The following is a 16,130-nucleotide window of genomic DNA, read 5'->3' on the forward strand; positions in this document are numbered from 1 at the left end:
AAATTTATCTTAAACAAAGTCTAGAAATTATCTGTATTTTTTCACCCCAATGGACAGTGAAGACACACAATTGTAATTAAGTTACTTGAGGGGATTGAAAACCAAATATAGCAACTAATAGAATTACTCCTCCGAACACAATAAGAGCATAAAATTGAGCTCTACCGGTCTCAAAATATTTCAAACCTTCTCCACTACCTAAGGTTACAAGTCCAGTAAGATTGACAACGCCATCAACAACTTTAGAATCCACTTCTAAAACTTCTTTAGCTAGTTTTCTGCTACCCCTAACAAAAAGTTTTTCATTAATATCATCTAGATACCATTTATTTGATAAAAATTGATTAATAACAGGAAACTTTTCAGCAAATAAAATTGACAAATTAATTTTTCTCACAAAATATGCTTGATAGGCAATAATGATTCCAGCTGATGCAATAAGAACTGAGGCTATCGCTAAAGGCAAAAATTCTTTTAATTCAAAAGCTTTTGCAGCAATCTCTGCTTCTTCTGGATCTAATAAATTTGCAAATTTGCTATCCCATGGGATTCCCATAAAGCCAATAATTACTGAGGGAACAGCTAAAAATACCAATGGGAATGTCATTGACCAGGGAGACTCATGAATATAGCCATGTTCTGGATGTTCTTCTTCGTTTTCTTCATCTTGATTTACTTTGGAAGCGACTAAAAGCTCTTTTTGTAATTGTTTATTCTCCCCTCTAAAATCACCTTCAAATGTCAAGAAATAAAGTCTAAACATATAAAAAGCAGTCATACCAGCTGTTAAAAGTCCTACAAACCAAAAAGCTGGAAATGATATAAATGCATTTCCGAGTATCTCGTCTTTACTCCAAAAACCTGCCAATGGAGGAATACCACTAATTGCAATACAACCTATTAAAAATGTTGCAGATGTATATGGCATTTTTTTTCTTAAACCGCCCATTAATCTCATATCTTGAGCTAATACAGGCTGATGACCAACTACTTCTTCCATAGCATGAATTACAGAACCAGATCCCAAAAATAACATTGCTTTAAAGCAAGCATGAGTAACTAAATGGAAAATTCCTGCTATTGGAGCTCCACAACCCATCGCAAGCATCATATAACCAAGTTGAGAAACAGTGCTGTATGCCAACCCTTTTTTTAAATCCATTTGGGTCAAAGCTATAGATGCGCCTAAAAAACAAGTAATAGTTCCAACTAAAGCAATAATGAACTGAATAGAGGGGAATATTGAATATAAAGGTTGGAGCCGAGCTACTAGAAATATTCCTGCAGCAACCATTGTAGCTGCATGGATAAGTGCAGAAATCGGTGTCGGACCCTCCATAGCATCAGGTAACCATACATGCAGAGGGAACTGGGCAGATTTTGCCATTGGCCCTAAAAAAACTAAAAAGCAAAGGAGTAAAGCTGCCCAAATTGGTATTGAATTATCAGATATTGATTGAGAAATTCCAGCAGCTATTTCATTAAAATCAAAACTATTCGTTGCCCAAAATAAACCAAGAATGCCCAATAATAATCCAAAATCTCCTACTCTATTAACAACAAATGCTTTTTGTGCAGCGTGGGCTGCACCATCTCTGTCGTACCAAAAACCGACCAATAAGTAAGAACACATTCCAACTAATTCCCAAAAAACGTATATTTCCAACAAATTTGGGCTTATTATTAACCCCATCATTGAACTACTAAATAAGGCTAAATATGTAAAAAATCTGACATAACCTTTGTCATGGGCCATATAACCGTGCGAATAAATCATGACCAGCAGGGTTATGGTAGTTACTAAAGCAAGCATTACACTACCCAAAGGATCAAGTACAAAGCCCATTGGAATTGTGAAATCGCCAGCGTTAGCCCAAACAAACAATTTTTCTACAGATTGATAACCATTAACTTGTTCAATCAGAGCTTTATAACTAATTACTGCAGAAATGCCAACTAAAGAAATCAGACCAATAGAAACAATTTCTCTAGAATTATTAATTTTCTTGTTAATACTTATTAGTCCTAAACCAGAAAGCACTGCTCCAATAAGTGGGAATAAAGGTATTAACCAGGCAATTTCTGAAGCTTGAGGCATGTTTTTTAAAAAACTTATGTTTTGATTTTAAACTGTTAATTGAAAAATTCCGACAAAAGTGATGAATTAAATGTTTTAACAGCAATGTTTATATATTGATGGGACCACCAAAGTACGCCTATTGCAATCAATATTCCAATTTGAGATAACCTAAAAAATTCTTTAATTTTAAATTCTTGCCTTCCTTCAATTATTGCCATAAAGGGGATAATAGAAGTATTGTTTTTAAACTTTTCAAACTCTTCTCCAAATCTTTTAGCTAATCTCTGATCCCCATGCCAAATAGCAAAAAGATGATGCAAAATTAATCCAATAGAAGTTATTAATGTGAATGATGTCCCAATCCATAAAGTATGAGCAAAACACCAAATCATTTGACCAAAAGCTTGTGGATGTCTTGTAATTCTCATTATCCCTGTTCCATAAATTCGCACTTTAGGTTTTAAAACTGAAGGAATTTCCAACAAATTGTAAGTAGCGGGGTATAAAAATAAAAAACTTATTGCAGTTAAGAGCCAAACTATTACAAAAACGAAATTATTACCTTGAAAATTCCATAATCTGATTCCGTCATATCTATGAGCTAAAAAATAGCTAATCAGGATAATTGCCGATGGCAAACTAAAAAAAACAAAACATAATCGCCACAATCTTGGTCCAATTATAGATTCTGCTTTAACTCTTAAAGCAGCTCCGCCACTATGAATTAATGCAAAAATCAAAATCAACAATAATATTACTAAAGAAGTTTTATGATTTTCCATAAATTTAAATTTTTCAAATAATTTAGTTGTTAACAAGAATACTTCGAGGTATTAGAATTATAAATACATAGTTGGCACAATAGATGCCCGAATTACCATTTACTCTCGATCAATTAAGAATATTAAAAGCTATTGCAGCTCAAGGCAGTTTTAAAAAAGCTGCAGATCTTTTGTATGTAACCCAACCTGCTGTGAGTTTACAAATACAAAATCTAGAAAAACAACTTGAAATAACAATTTTTGATAGAGGGGGTAGAAAAGCTCTTTTAACTGAAGCAGGAAGACTTCTACTTGAATATTGTGAACGAATTTTGAATCAATGCGACGAAGCTTGTAAAGCCATAGAAGATTTAAATAGTTTAAAAGGTGGAACGCTTATCATTGGAGCAAGTCAGACGACTGGAACATATTTAATGCCAAGAATGATAGGACTATTCAGACAAAAATATCCTGATGTATCTGTTCAACTTCAAGTTCATAGTACAAGAAGAACTGGCTGGAGTGTTGCCAATGGACAAATTGACTTAGCAATTATTGGAGGACAATTACCTGGCGATTTAGAAAATTTGCTGCAAGTAATTCCATATGCAACAGATGAATTAGCACTAGTTTTACCCTCTAAACACCCACTTTCTAACAAAAAAGAGCTTTTAAAAGAAGACTTATACAAATTAAATTTTGTAAAATTAGATTCTCAATCTACAACAAGAAAAGTTGTTGACAAACTTCTTCAAGATTCTGGACTTGACATTCAAAGATTAAAAATTGAAATGGAACTTAACTCTCTTGAGGCTATCAAGAATGCAGTTCAATCAGGTCTAGGTGCTTCGTTTTTACCTGTTGTTTCTATTGAAAGAGAACTTGCTGCTGGAACAATCCACAAAGCATTCGTTGCTGATTTAGAGGTTAAAAGAGAACTTAAATTAATTACCAATCCATCAAGGTACACCTCAAGAGCATCAGAAGTATTCAAGAAAAATATTCTGCCTAAATTTGCCAGTTTAGAAAGCCCATTAAAGCAGATCTTAATTTGATCAGAACTGAACTGCTTCTTTATTAATACCTACGCCTCCATCTTCGGCTTGTCCCTCTCCTTTGATTATGAATTTATTTTCATTAACATCAGTTTGGTAAACGCACTTAACTATTGGTTTATCTCGAATAGATCCAATATAAGCAAAAGTATTCATTCTTTGCTTACATTCTCTTACATCTTCATTACTAATCGCTCCTTGTTTTTGTAAAACTGTCCAATTTTCTCTTCTTATTACACAACCTGGCTGGAGAGCTGGTTGAGTTACGAAACTCGTGGACGGATTAAGAGTTGTATACATTTCAACATCAATGACAAAGGCGCTTGCACCCCATTGTCTGCAAAATTCAGGGTCTGGAACAGCCATATCTAATTGTTGTTGACTAGCTATATTTCCCTGTCCGCCATCTGTTGTACTGGTAATCGCACTCCCAATACCAACTCCTAGAATCAATACTCCCGCAAGAACAGCGATTGTTCCTGTATTAAGGTTAATCTTTTGTTCAGAAGAAGGGGGTAATCTACTATTTCTTTGTCCATAAGGATCTATATCTCTTGGATTTGAAGAGTAATAACTACCATTTGAACCTCTCCTAGGCCTTCTGTTTGATGGTGGTCTATTCACAGTTCATTATTTGTCTTTGGTAAACCCATCGAATAGTTCATGACTCTACAATCTGGGTTGTAACTTAATTCCCCATTTTGCAGCAAAACTTTAATTAAACCTTCGATCTCTGAACCTATTTTTCGAAGTTCATAATCATCTAAATCTTTTCCTGCTCTCTCTACAATTAACTCATTAAACTTCTCATTTATTTTTTTTAAAGAATTTTCATTCCAAATAAACTCGTTATCAGGATCTAAATCAAGAGTTAGTTTGTTTGGATGAAACTGTAATTCATTATCAACAACTTCAGCAGTAAAAATTCTTACATGTCGAGTGGTTGATTTTAAAAGCATTTTTTCCATAATTTTGCGAAATAATCAACGAAAAAATCTATAATGTTATAACTTTAATGTAGCTTAGTAGTAAGTGTTAATTTATTTCTTGATTTAATAATGCGTGTTGTAATTGCTGGTGCAGGTTTAGCAGGTTTATCTTGCGCTAAGTATTTAGTTGATAATGGTCACATTCCAATTGTTTTAGAAGCTAGAGATGTTCTAGGAGGAAAAGTAGCTGCATGGAAAGATGAGGATGGAGACTGGTATGAAACTGGTTTACACATATTTTTCGGAGCTTACCCTAATATGTTGCAACTTTTCAAGGAATTAGATATTGAAGATAGACTCCAATGGAAAAGCCATTCAATGATTTTCAATCAGCCATCCGAGCCAGGAACTTACAGTAGATTTGACTTTCCAGATATACCAGCTCCCATAAATGGAGTTTCAGCAATATTAAGTAATAACGATATGCTTACATGGAATGAAAAGATACTATTTGGATTAGGTTTAGTTCCTGCAATGTTAAGAGGTCAAAAATACTTAGATAAATGTGATGACAAATCATGGACAGATTGGCTCAAAGAACACAATATTCCTGAAAGAGTTAATGACGAAGTTTTTATAGCCATGAGTAAAGCTTTAAATTTCATTGGACCAGATGAAATATCATCTACAGTTTTATTAACAGCACTAAACAGATTTTTACAAGAAAAAAATGGTTCGAAAATGGCATTCCTTGATGGAGCTCCTCCAGAAAGGCTTTGCCAGCCAATGGTCGATTATATCACTGCTCGTGGTGGAGAAGTTCACATGAATAGCCCATTAAGGGAAATCAATCTAAATGAAGATAGCACTGTTAAAAGTTTTACTATTGCCTCTTTAAATGAAAAAGAAAAAAAAGAGCTTACTGCAGACGCTTATGTTAGTGCAATGCCTGTCGATCTTTTTAAATTAATGCTACCGGAACAATGGAAGGGGCTAGATGCTTTTTCTAAGTTAGATGGTTTAAATGGTGTACCAGTTATTAATATTCATTTATGGTTTGACAAAAAATTAACAGATATTGACCATTTACTATTTAGCCGATCACCACTTCTAAGTGTTTATGCAGATATGAGCATTACATGTAAAGAATATGAAGATCCAAATAGATCAATGCTTGAATTAGTTTTCGCACCAGCAAAAGATTGGATTAATAGAAGTGATCAAGATATTGTTGATGCAACTATGGAAGAACTAAAAAAATTATTCCCAACACATTTCATAGGTGATAACAAGACCCAATTAAGAAAATATAAAGTAGTCAAAACTCCAAAATCTGTTTATAAAGCAGTTCCTGGATGCCAAGAATTCAGACCTAGCCAGAAATCTCCCATTAAAAATTTCTTTTTAGCTGGTGATTATACAATGCAAAAATATTTAGCATCTATGGAAGGAGCTGTTTTAAGTGGTAAATTATGCGCGGAATCAATTAATAAGGAGTATTCCAAAAAACCCCAAAATGTTTCATAACAACATTAAAAAATTACTGAATTCAGCTAAAACTTTTTGAAAAATTCAATTTCTCAACTAGATCAAGCATATGAGATATGCCGTAAAGAAACTCAACAGTGGGCTAAAACCTTTTACTTGGGAACTCTTCTACTACCAGTAGAAAAGAGAAAAGCTATTTGGGCTATTTATGTATGGTGCAGAAGAACAGATGAAATAATGGATAGCGTGGAAGCTTCAACTAAATCACAAGATGAGCTTTCAGATAATTTAGATGCTTGGGAAGAAAATACAAAGAATGTATTTAAAGGGAAAATCAAATCGGAATTAGATGCAGTGCTATTTAATACAATTGAAAAATATCCACAAAATATTCAACCCTACCTAGACATGATAGAAGGTCAGAGGATGGATCTTAATAAATTCAGATACAAGGATTTTGATGAATTAAAACTTTATTGTTATAGAGTGGCAGGAACTGTTGGTTTAATGACTCAGAATGTCATGGGTATTGATAGCGCTTATACATCTGCACCATGGAGTGCCAGGCCTGATCCCTCAGAAGCAGCTATAGCTTTAGGAATAGCAAATCAATTAACGAATATATTGAGAGATGTTGGAGAAGACAGAGAAAGAGGTAGAATTTACCTCCCCCAAGCTGATATTGCAACATTTAATTATTCTGAAGAAAAACTTTTAAAAGGCGAAATAAACAATCAATGGAAAGCACTTATGAAGTTTCAATTAAACAGAGCCCGTGAGTGGTTTCAAAAATCTGAAGATGGGATAAAGTGGCTCTCTTCTGACGCAAGATGGCCAGTCTGGACATCTTTACGTCTTTACAGAGGAATATTAGATTCAATTGAAAGATTAGACTATGACGTCTTTAATAATAGAGCTTTTGTAAAAAATTCAGTTAAAGCGTTTGAGTTACCTATATCTTTTTTAATTTCTCGAATTAAATAATTAAGCAGGTGTTTTCTGGTTAGCTAACAAATCTTTTAATTTAGATAGTTCTCCAGCCCATCTTGGATCAGGTGCTTCGAGATTAGGCGCGTCGCTATGGACAATTTTCTTAAACTCTTTCCTCTTCTTATTTTTGTTAAAGTTTCCACTATTTTTTTTGTTTGAAGCAGAATCTTTCTTTTCTGATAACTCTACTCTTAACTTCGATCCATTAAATTCAAAACCGTTTAATTTTTGAATCAGCAAATTAGCATTATCTTCATTGTTTGTTGTGGCAAAACCAAACCCCCTACATTCCTTAGTTTCCTTATCTAAAACTGCTTTAAATCTAATTGAATCAGAAACTGATTTTAAAATCTTATCAAATTCTTTTGGATTAAATCCTTGGGGTAAATTGCCAATGTAAATGCGAATGCTCATAAATTTTTAAAGATAATTTTTGAAGTCTGAACTTCTAGACAAAACTAAGCTATGTGTATTTAATCACATTTTGGCGCATTTTGTTCAATCCATTGCTTTGCTTTATAAATAGCTTCATCAAAATTATTTAATCTATTGTATGCAAGCTCCATTGAAAGATACTGTATAAGCTTTCCTAAGATAGGTCCATCCTTTATTTTTAAATTTTTTTTGATTACATCACCATTAATTAAATTTGAAGGATGAAACAATTTATCATCCTTGTCACGCCACCTATTTAGCCAATCGATTCGTAAATTTTTAGGTAAATAAAAAATAAAAGATGGAAGAAACATTTCTAATTCTTGATGTAATTCAAATCTATGTAATTCATTTAACTCAGCGATATTTTTTTTCTTCAAAAAAAAGTGCCATTTTCGCAATAACTTAGTTTTTGAAATTTCAGCTTTGCTAAATTTCAGTTTCTCTAGAGATACAACATCCAAAATTTGGGAAATAAAAAATAATGGTAAATATTTCTCTTTTTCTTCCTGATGAAGTTCTGCATAATTAATTTTATTTAAATCCAAAAAAAAAGAATCTTTATATAAATCATCAGAACCAAATATATTTAATTTTTTTGTCAAAATTAAAGCATCAAGGGCGTTTGCCCCATTTACTATTTTCTGTATTTCATAGTTAATCCTCTCTTTAGCAACAAGATATAATTTCTCTTTATTTTTTTTTATAAAAGAAATTAAGTTTAGATCAATTTTAAAATTCAATTCTGAAACAAATCGAAAACATCTTAATATTCTTAAAGGATCATTCATTAAATTGACTTCTGAATGCGTTCTAAGCAAAGAAATCTCTAAATCTTTTAGGCCATTTAATGGATCAAACAAACACTTTTTATCCAATAAAAAAGCAATTGAATTAATGGAAAAGTCTCTAGAACTCAAATCTCCTTCGATCGTGGATGAAACCTGACTAGCAATATCAATATAAATATGATTAAGAATAATTCTTACCACTTCTCTTTTTTTATCTAAGATTATCAATTTAGATTTAATATTATCTGATATCTTTTTTCCAATTTCAATTGCATTCAAGGGTACCACAATATCAACATCTATCTCTTCAGTCACTCTTCCCAAAATAATATCTCTTATGTAACCACCAACCAAATATGATCCTTTTGGTAAAAAAGGTAAAATAGCATTCCAATTATGAATTTTTATACTTCTTTCTAATTCATCAATTATTAGTGTATGATCGGTGAGAATGTTACTTTTCATTTTACTTTTTAATTATGTGCATTTGCATCAACTGTAAATGGGTTGATAGATGTATCACATATCATGACGTTGAGAATAAGCATGGTGTTGATAATATTTGCGTTATGCCTGATTTTAAAGCAAAAAAACCAATCATCCATGTCAGTATAGTTAAAGATAAGAATGATACTTATAAAACAGATTGGGATGTTCAATCTTGTGAAAGTTTTACAAAAGAATTTGGTAAATGGTCTAAATGTAATCCAGGTTTGGAATTACCTGCTTAAAGGTAATAGATGACAAATCATCAAGAACAAAGACAAAATTACCCTACATTAGTGATTCATAGCACAGATAATTCTTTTGGATTTGGATACAGAAAAAACAATAACCTTGAATCTGATGAATTTTTTATAAAGAAATTTGATAAAGACTTATGTAACAACTTAATTAATGATTTCAATAAATTCATTTCGAAAGAAAACTTACAAAAATTAAATAAGATATCTGTCAGCATAGGTCCAGCAAATTTTAATGCTTCGAGACTTATTGTAGTTTTAGCAAGAACCATCTCTCAACAAATAAATTGTCCTTTAAAGAGTTTTAGTTCTTTTGAAATAATGGCAAAAAGAATTGCATCAAAAAATAATATCTTTACAAACAAACAATCATTCTGGATTTACAAAAAGTTAAAAAGAAAGGGATTCATTGCAGGGAAGTATGAAGTTGGTCATAGCGAACAAAAAAATGCTAATCTGTTCATTCGAGAAACAATTTTACCAAAAGTTATTCAAGAATTTGAGAGTAAAGAACTCTTTTTTGAGGCTAATTATGAGGATAAAGAGGATTTAAAAGAATTATTAGATTTATCGAATAAAAATTTTTTAAATGCAAATGTAAATTCATGGCAAAAAGTTTTACCTCTTTACCCTCTTTCTCCAATTAACTAGATATTCATCCAATTAAATCATTAATATTTTCTTGAAGAAGCATGGTTACAGAATTCAGATCATCTCTTGATGAGCTTTGCGGAGGTTGAACAGGTTTTCCAACTTTAATAACTATTTTTGAAAAGATGGGAATGCAGAATTTAAATCTTACTAATCTATGTGAATTAACTATTGCAACAGGCAATAATAATTTTTGATTTTTAAAGGCTAATAATGCAGCTCCTTGTTTTGGCTTATTAACTCGTCCATTTTTTTGACGAGTCCCATCAATAAAAATCCCTATACAATTGTTGTTTGATAATTTCTTACATGCTGTTTTAATTGTATTTTTATCAGCAATTCCTCTCTTTACAGGATACGCTCCACAAGCCTTGATAACGAAGCCAAGAAAAGGTATTTTAAAAAGTTCTGCCTTGGCCATAAAAGATATATTACGTCCAAGAGCATGACCCAACAAAGGAGGATCAAGCAAGGAGCCATGATTAGAAACCAATATAAAAGAATCTTTTTGCGGAATATTTTCTGCACCTCTTAAATGGCCTTGAAATACAAACTTATAAATTGGTAAAACAAAAAAATTACTAACTAATTGATAGATTAATTTTTGAAAAATATCATTATCCACAGGAATTAATAGGTTATTTGATCAGAAGATGAAACTTGAGAAATTTTTACATCCTTCAAATGTCTTTTTCCTAAACCACTAAGTACATTGGAGGGACCAATTTCAACAATATGAAGATCACTATCTTTCGCCATCAAATCCATGGTTTCTCTCCACCTCACCCCATTACACATTTGATTTTCCAATCTAATTTTAAGCTCATTTGGATCGCTACAAAATGAAGGTTTATAGTTACTTATGACTGGGAAAGAAGGATTTTTAAATTCAATCTGTTTTAAATACTCAGCAAATTTTACTGAAGGATCATGCATGAATGGTGAATGAAATGCACCTGAAACATTTAATTTTAGGAATCTTTTACAAGAAATTTCTTTCGATAACTTATTCAATGCTTCACTTGATCCTGATAGGACAACTTGAGAGGAACTATTATCATTCGCGATTACAACATCATCACTTTGATTTACTAATAAATCAAGTTGATTTCTATCAAAACCAATTAATGCTGCCATAGATCCTTTCCCTGCATTAACCATTAATTCAGATCTTACTTTTATTAGTGATACACAATCTTCAAATGGGAAAACGTCCGCACAATAGAGTGCCGTGATTTCTCCTAGACTATGTCCAGCAACAAAAGTTGGTTTGTAACCATTCTCCTTTAATGCATCTAATAAAATCGATTCAACTAAAAAAAGACAAATTTGTGTATTTATTGTGTTATTTAAATCTTTAAGAGGATTAGTTGAATCAGAATTTAACTGACAAATTTCAAATAAATTTCTATCAAATATCTCAGAGGCGAAACTAAACCTTTCCTTTGTGTTAGGCAAATTTTCAATTTGTTTTGCCATCCCGATTTTTTGCGAACCCTGTCCAGGGAATACCCATGCAACTTTCATAATTCTCCTAATTTTGTTTTAACCCCATTTAATAAGGGCTGCTCCCCAACTTAGCCCAGCACCAAAGCCACTTGTGGCAATAATATCATTCTGTTGAATTCTATTATTTCTAATAGCCTCATCCATCATTAGTGGAATTGTTGCTGCTGATGTATTGCCATATTTTGCTAAATTGCTAAGAATTTTTTCTCTAGGAATTTTTAACCTATCTCCTACAGCATCCAATATTCTTTGATTAGCTTGATGCAGTAAAAGCCAATCAACTTCGTCAGAACTATAATTAGTTTTTCTAAATAAATTATCAAGAATTATAGGGACTTCTCTAACCGCAAATTTATAAACTTCCTGACCATTCATCTGAATTTGAGAGAAGCCTCCATTTAAAAAATCAATGTTATCAATTATTGAATCCTTATTATCTTTTGATGGAAGATTTAGAAAAGAACCCCTTGCCCCATCTGTTCTCATATCAAAACCAAGAAAATTATCAAAATCATTTGTGGCTTCAATTGCCAATGCGCCTGCACCATCTCCAAAGAGAATGCAACTTCTTCTATCATTCCAATCAACAAAGCTTGATAATTGATCTGCTCCTATAACAATAGCCCTTTTAAAACTACCCCCTTTCAAGAATTGTGAGGCAGTTATTAAGGCGAAAAGAAAACCACTACATGCTGCAGTTAAATCAAAAGCTACAGCATTATAGGCCCCCAATTTAGCTTGTATAGATGGCGCTGAACCAAATAAATCATGCGGAGTAGAAGTAGCTAAGACAATTAAATCAATCGTTTTAATATCCCAATTAGTCATTTCAATCGCAGATAGTGCCGCTGCATAACCCATCTCAGTGACATTATCTCCTAAGCTAGAAATCCTTCTCTCAGAAATGCCAGTTCTAGATTTTATCCATTCATCACTCGTATCTACTTTTTGACTAATTTTTTCATTGGTTAGTATTTGATCGGGCACATAACTTCCACTTCCTTTAAATGAGACTCCAATCTGATTAAACTTTATTCCTTCCAAAAGAGTTTTTTAAGTTACTTATATAAGTCAAACATAAATTTGTCAAAATATGTTTTATGAATTTAAAACTTGAAGCTTTTGCAGTTGATTTAAATTTTCCATCACGTTATGATTCACTGCCGAATGAGCTAAGCGAAGAGCGCTAACGACTGATAAAGACTTACTGCTGCCATGGCCGATCACACAAATACCGTTTACACCAAGTAATAAGGCGCCACCATGTTCAGCATGATCTAACCTTTTCTTTATTCTTAGTAGATTACTTTTTAAGAAAGCTGAACCAACTTTCCCACGCCTACCTCTTGGAAGCTCAGATCTCAAAATATCTAATAAAACGCCTCCTACCGACTCAAGAAACTTTAATAATATGTTACCGGTAAACCCATCACAGACGACTACATCAAAACTACCAGACAATACATCTCGACCTTCACAATTACCTCCAAAATCAAAACTTTTTTCGGTAGACAGTAGTTCAAATGTTTTAAGGGATAAATCATTACCCTTACATTCTTCTTCTCCTATGTTTAAAAGGCCAATTCTTGGTTTTTTTACTTGCAAGACATCTTTTGCATAAATATTACCTAAAAGAGCAAACTGATGCAGATAAGAGGGCTTGCAATCAGTATTTGCGCCAACATCTAAAACTAATACCGGGCGAGTTTGATCCCTTGTGGGAAATAATGCCCCTATAGCGGGTCTATCAATCCCTTTTAATCTCCCAATTCTAAATATGGCAGAAGCCATCATTGCTCCTGAATTGCCAGCTGAGTAAACAGCTTGTGCTTTATTATTTCTTACCAAATCCATTGCAACGTTTATACTTGCATTTTTTCTTTTTCTGACTGCAGTAGCTTCTTCATTCATTCCTACAGGATCTCCACTATCAATTAATTCAAGACGATTATTTTCTATTTCTTTTTCAATTAATTCTAATAAACCAATTTTTTCTGCAGCATTTTTAACTTTTTCAATTTTGCCAACAAACTTTATATTTATCGGAAATCTACTTATCGCTTCTAGACAACCCTCGAGAATTGGCCCAGGAGCATAATCCCCACCCATTCCATCAACTGCTATCCAAATTCTATTAGATTGCGAGTCATCCACCTTATCTAAAATATTATCGCTATTTTGCAATCTTTTTAATGGATCAAAAACTAATGGCTGTAATGTATTTTTAGCCAATGTACTAGCATTTGAAACTACACTGCTAGCGGTATGTACAACAGATTCAGCGCTTGAAACAACGTTGCCCGCCACATTACCTGCAACATTACTAGCAACATTACTAGCTGTGCTTACGACAGATCCAGCACCAGAAACAACGTTGCCCGCCACATTACCTGCAGTTGCCGCAGAACTAGCAGCCGTGTCAACTATAGAAGTTACAGCCGAGTTTCGTTTATACCAAATAACTAATCTTCTAATAGCTCTGGACTTATTAAGTTTAGGTACAGTTTCTTTCCCCATTTATTTACCATCAAAAGGAGCAATATCGACAATCCTTTGAAAAAGATATCCTGTGCCTCTTGCGGTTAATATCAACTCGGGATTTGCCGGATCGGCCTCCAGTTTTGATCTTAGTCTCGATATATGAACATCAACTACTCTTGTATCTACATGTCTCTCGGGTGTATATCCCCAAACCTCTTTTAAAATTTCTCCTCTACTAAATGGCTCTCCTGACCTACTTACCAAAAGCTCTAAGAGACTAAATTCCATCCCAGTTAATCTAATTCTTTCATCGCTTTTAAAAACTTGCCTTCGATTTGTATCAATTTTTATATCAGTAACCAAAATTAATCCTGAATTAGGCATTCCAGGAATTTGTTCCTTGTCAATTCTTCTAAGAACACACCTAATTCTAGCTTCTAATTCCTTGGGACTAAATGGTTTAACTACATAATCATCAGCCCCTAATTCTAAACCTGTTATCCTATCTGCAACATCTCCTAATGCAGTTAACATAACAATTGGAACATCAGAATCTTTCCTTAATTCTTGACAAACTCCATAGCCATCTAGCTTTGGCATCATGACGTCAAGTACTACTAGATCAGGATCATAATCTGTGAATAACTTTAGTGCCTCTTTGCCATCACTTGCAGTTACAACTTTGTAGCCAATCATGGAGAGACGCGTCTCCAGAATTCTTCTAATACTTGCCTCGTCATCTGCAACAAGGATTGTTTCTTTAGGTTGACTAGATAGAGCCATTTGTTTCTATTAGCTAATCAGTAAGAGAATTTATTATTAACCTAATCTAACTTGTAGAGGGGCAAAATCCCAAACATTCTAGTTCCATTAATTTATTCAGAAAAATAAATGTCTAGCAAATTGTCAACTTTTATTTGTCAAAATTGCGGAACTGAAACTTCTCAATACTTTGGGAAATGCCTTAATTGCAACTCATGGAATACCATTGTTGAAGAAATTAAAAGCAAGAGATCTAAATATCAAGATATAAAAAAAAGTAAGAAAGCTATACCATTTAATGAAATTTCATCAAAAAAAATATCGAGATTTACAAGTGGTTTCAGTGAGTTTGATCGAGTTCTTGGAGGTGGGATAGTCCCTGGATCTGTTGTGTTACTTGGAGGAGAGCCAGGGATAGGTAAAAGCACAATAGTTCTTCAATCAGCAGGAAAAATATCTCTCAACGAGAAAGTTTTATATGTAACAGCAGAGGAATCTTTAGAACAATTAAAAATCAGATGGGAAAGATTAAATCAAAAAAGTATTGATTTAAAAATTTTTGCAGAAACCAATTTATCTCTAATAATTGAAGAGATCAAACGTGTAAATCCAAGTTTCGCAATTATCGATAGTATTCAAGCTATCCATAATCATGAGATGGAAAGTTCACCAGGATCAGTTTCTCAAGTTAGAGAATGTTCATCTGAATTGCAGAATCTAGCTAAACAAAATAACATTGCACTTTTAATAATTGGTCATGTCACTAAAGATGGGGCTTTAGCAGGTCCAAAAACTCTAGAGCATTTAGTTGATGTAGTAATAAACTTTGAAGGAGATAATATTTCCTCACATAGATTACTAAGAAGTATAAAAAATCGATTTGGATCCACCTTTGAAATCGGAATTTTTGAAATGATTGAAAAAGGCTTACGAGAGGTAAAAAACCCAAGTTCAATATTTACAAATAAAGAAAACATTTCAGGTGTAACAACTACGATTACAAATCAAGGTACTCGACCATTTGCAGTTGATATACAAGCACTGGTAAATAAAACTTTCTACAGTAACCCAAGACGAACTACAACTGGAATTAGCATTAACAGATTACATCAAATTTTAGCTGTTATTGAAAAACACTTAGGCATTAAATTGTCTGATTTTGATTGTTATGTAGCTACTGGAGGTGGTTTTGAGATTAATGATCCATCATCTGACTTAGGTGTAGCAATATCAATTTTATCAAGTCTAAAAAATATTCCTCCTTTAGCTAGTAGCTCATTTATTGGGGAATTGGGTTTGAGCGGTCAAGTTAGAAAATCGAATAACCTTCGCACAAAGATAGAGGAGGCTGCAAGACTAGGAATCAAAAATATCGTAGTGCCAAAATTAGAGGAGAATCTTACTAGTTTTCAAAATTTAATCAATATCAAAGAGATAAATAATATTCAAGAAGCA

17 protein-coding genes are annotated in these 16,130 nt (G+C 32.9%); 6 read left to right on the top strand and 11 right to left on the bottom strand.

Features of this window, described 5'->3' with window-relative positions; all coding sequences use genetic code 11:
* Window positions 1-76 precede the first annotated feature (76 nt).
* Together EU96_RS04945 and EU96_RS04940 are read right to left on the bottom strand one after the other, a co-directional pair.
* Window positions 77-2,098, bottom strand: coding sequence for an NAD(P)H-quinone oxidoreductase subunit 5 (locus EU96_RS04945; protein WP_032526554.1), 2,022 nt, complete (start codon window positions 2,096-2,098; stop codon window positions 77-79).
* 35 nt (window positions 2,099-2,133) lie between these two features.
* Entirely contained in the window at window positions 2,134-2,862 is a 729-nt protein-coding gene (locus EU96_RS04940; protein WP_032526555.1) for an NnrU family protein, read from the bottom strand.
* Between the two features lie 83 nt (window positions 2,863-2,945).
* On the opposite strand from EU96_RS04940, the gene EU96_RS04935 reads away from it, so the two are divergent.
* Entirely contained in the window at window positions 2,946-3,896 is a 951-nt protein-coding gene (locus EU96_RS04935; RefSeq protein WP_032526556.1) for a LysR family transcriptional regulator, read from the top strand.
* Here the strand turns inward: EU96_RS04935 and EU96_RS04930 are convergent, their stop codons facing one another.
* Window positions 3,897-4,520, bottom strand: a complete 624-nt coding sequence (locus tag EU96_RS04930) for a DUF3172 domain-containing protein (RefSeq protein WP_032526557.1) — start codon at window positions 4,518-4,520, stop codon at window positions 3,897-3,899.
* The gene (ndhM, locus tag EU96_RS04925) at window positions 4,517-4,864 is read right to left on the bottom strand and encodes an NAD(P)H-quinone oxidoreductase subunit M (protein ID WP_032526558.1); all 348 of its coding nucleotides are present in this window, start codon (window positions 4,862-4,864) and stop codon (window positions 4,517-4,519) included. The genes EU96_RS04930 and ndhM overlap by 4 nt, the downstream gene beginning before the upstream one ends.
* Window positions 4,865-4,954: 90 nt before the next feature.
* On the opposite strand from ndhM, the gene pds reads away from it, so the two are divergent.
* Both pds and EU96_RS04920 read left to right on the top strand, forming a co-directional pair.
* The gene (gene pds, locus EU96_RS0109105) at window positions 4,955-6,352 is read left to right on the top strand and encodes a 15-cis-phytoene desaturase (RefSeq protein ID WP_032526559.1); all 1,398 of its coding nucleotides are present in this window, start codon (window positions 4,955-4,957) and stop codon (window positions 6,350-6,352) included.
* A 36-nt stretch (window positions 6,353-6,388) separates the two neighbouring features.
* Window positions 6,389-7,297: a phytoene synthase gene (locus tag EU96_RS04920; protein WP_032526560.1), complete on the top strand. Its 909-nt coding sequence runs from the start codon at window positions 6,389-6,391 to the stop codon at window positions 7,295-7,297.
* Here EU96_RS04920 and EU96_RS04915 read toward each other — a convergent pair whose 3' ends face one another.
* The gene (locus EU96_RS04915; protein ID WP_032526561.1) at window positions 7,298-7,717 is read right to left on the bottom strand and encodes an RNA-binding protein; all 420 of its coding nucleotides are present in this window, start codon (window positions 7,715-7,717) and stop codon (window positions 7,298-7,300) included.
* Window positions 7,718-7,776: 59 nt separating this feature from the next.
* Window positions 7,777-8,994 carry a CCA tRNA nucleotidyltransferase gene (locus tag EU96_RS04910; protein ID WP_193741315.1) on the bottom strand — a complete coding sequence of 406 codons (1,218 nt, stop codon included), beginning with the start codon at window positions 8,992-8,994 and terminating at the stop codon, window positions 7,777-7,779.
* Window positions 8,995-9,008: 14 nt separating this feature from the next.
* On the opposite strand from EU96_RS04910, the gene EU96_RS0109110 reads away from it, so the two are divergent.
* Window positions 9,009-9,260: a Ycf34 family protein gene (locus EU96_RS0109110; RefSeq protein ID WP_032526562.1), complete on the top strand. Its 252-nt coding sequence runs from the start codon at window positions 9,009-9,011 to the stop codon at window positions 9,258-9,260.
* 9 nt (window positions 9,261-9,269) lie between these two features.
* A complete protein-coding gene (locus EU96_RS04905; protein WP_032526563.1) occupies window positions 9,270-9,923 on the top strand; it encodes a molecular chaperone in 654 nt (217 codons plus the stop codon).
* A gap of 4 nt (window positions 9,924-9,927) precedes the next feature.
* On the opposite strand, the gene EU96_RS04900 is transcribed toward EU96_RS04905, so the two are convergent.
* The 5 genes from EU96_RS04900 to rpaB are packed head-to-tail and all read right to left on the bottom strand — an operon-like array spanning window position 9,928 to window position 14,696.
* Window positions 9,928-10,548 (bottom strand): lysophospholipid acyltransferase family protein, encoded by a 621-nt coding sequence (locus tag EU96_RS04900; RefSeq protein ID WP_032526564.1) that lies wholly within the window; start codon window positions 10,546-10,548, stop codon window positions 9,928-9,930.
* A 5-nt stretch (window positions 10,549-10,553) separates the two neighbouring features.
* On the bottom strand, window positions 10,554-11,450 hold the full coding sequence (gene fabD, locus EU96_RS04895; RefSeq protein WP_032526565.1) for an ACP S-malonyltransferase: 897 nt from the start codon (window positions 11,448-11,450) through the stop codon (window positions 10,554-10,556).
* An 18-nt stretch (window positions 11,451-11,468) separates the two neighbouring features.
* On the bottom strand, window positions 11,469-12,476 hold the full coding sequence (locus tag EU96_RS04890) for a beta-ketoacyl-ACP synthase III (protein WP_032526566.1): 1,008 nt from the start codon (window positions 12,474-12,476) through the stop codon (window positions 11,469-11,471).
* 54 nt (window positions 12,477-12,530) lie between these two features.
* Window positions 12,531-13,949, bottom strand: a complete 1,419-nt coding sequence (gene plsX, locus EU96_RS04885) for a phosphate acyltransferase PlsX (protein WP_032526567.1) — start codon at window positions 13,947-13,949, stop codon at window positions 12,531-12,533.
* Window positions 13,950-14,696, bottom strand: coding sequence for a response regulator transcription factor RpaB (gene rpaB, locus EU96_RS04880; RefSeq protein ID WP_032526568.1), 747 nt, complete (start codon window positions 14,694-14,696; stop codon window positions 13,950-13,952).
* Between the two features lie 108 nt (window positions 14,697-14,804).
* On the opposite strand from rpaB, the gene radA reads away from it, so the two are divergent.
* A partial coding sequence (radA, locus tag EU96_RS0109115) for a DNA repair protein RadA (protein ID WP_032526569.1) occupies window positions 14,805-16,130 on the top strand: 1,326 nt, incomplete at its 3' end.

The sequence above is a fragment of the Prochlorococcus marinus str. MIT 9302 genome (assembly GCF_000759975.1).
Classification (GTDB): Bacteria; Cyanobacteriota; Cyanobacteriia; order PCC-6307; family Cyanobiaceae; genus Prochlorococcus_A; species Prochlorococcus_A marinus_M.

Coding starts and splice junctions, on each gene's coding strand:
- EU96_RS04940 (WP_032526555.1), bottom strand. CDS start 2,862: ATGGAAAATCATAAAACTTCTTTAGTAATATTATTGTTGATTTTGATT.
- EU96_RS04905 (WP_032526563.1), top strand. CDS start 9,270: ATGACAAATCATCAAGAACAAAGACAAAATTACCCTACATTAGTGATT.
- pds (WP_032526559.1), top strand. CDS start 4,955: ATGCGTGTTGTAATTGCTGGTGCAGGTTTAGCAGGTTTATCTTGCGCT.
- EU96_RS04910 (WP_193741315.1), bottom strand. CDS start 8,994: ATGAAAAGTAACATTCTCACCGATCATACACTAATAATTGATGAATTA.
- EU96_RS04935 (WP_032526556.1), top strand. CDS start 2,946: ATGCCCGAATTACCATTTACTCTCGATCAATTAAGAATATTAAAAGCT.
- rpaB (WP_032526568.1), bottom strand. CDS start 14,696: ATGGCTCTATCTAGTCAACCTAAAGAAACAATCCTTGTTGCAGATGAC.
- plsX (WP_032526567.1), bottom strand. CDS start 13,949: ATGGGGAAAGAAACTGTACCTAAACTTAATAAGTCCAGAGCTATTAGA.
- fabD (WP_032526565.1), bottom strand. CDS start 11,450: ATGAAAGTTGCATGGGTATTCCCTGGACAGGGTTCGCAAAAAATCGGG.
- EU96_RS0109110 (WP_032526562.1), top strand. CDS start 9,009: ATGTGCATTTGCATCAACTGTAAATGGGTTGATAGATGTATCACATAT.
- EU96_RS04945 (WP_032526554.1), bottom strand. CDS start 2,098: ATGCCTCAAGCTTCAGAAATTGCCTGGTTAATACCTTTATTCCCACTT.
- EU96_RS04915 (WP_032526561.1), bottom strand. CDS start 7,717: ATGAGCATTCGCATTTACATTGGCAATTTACCCCAAGGATTTAATCCA.
- ndhM (WP_032526558.1), bottom strand. CDS start 4,864: ATGGAAAAAATGCTTTTAAAATCAACCACTCGACATGTAAGAATTTTT.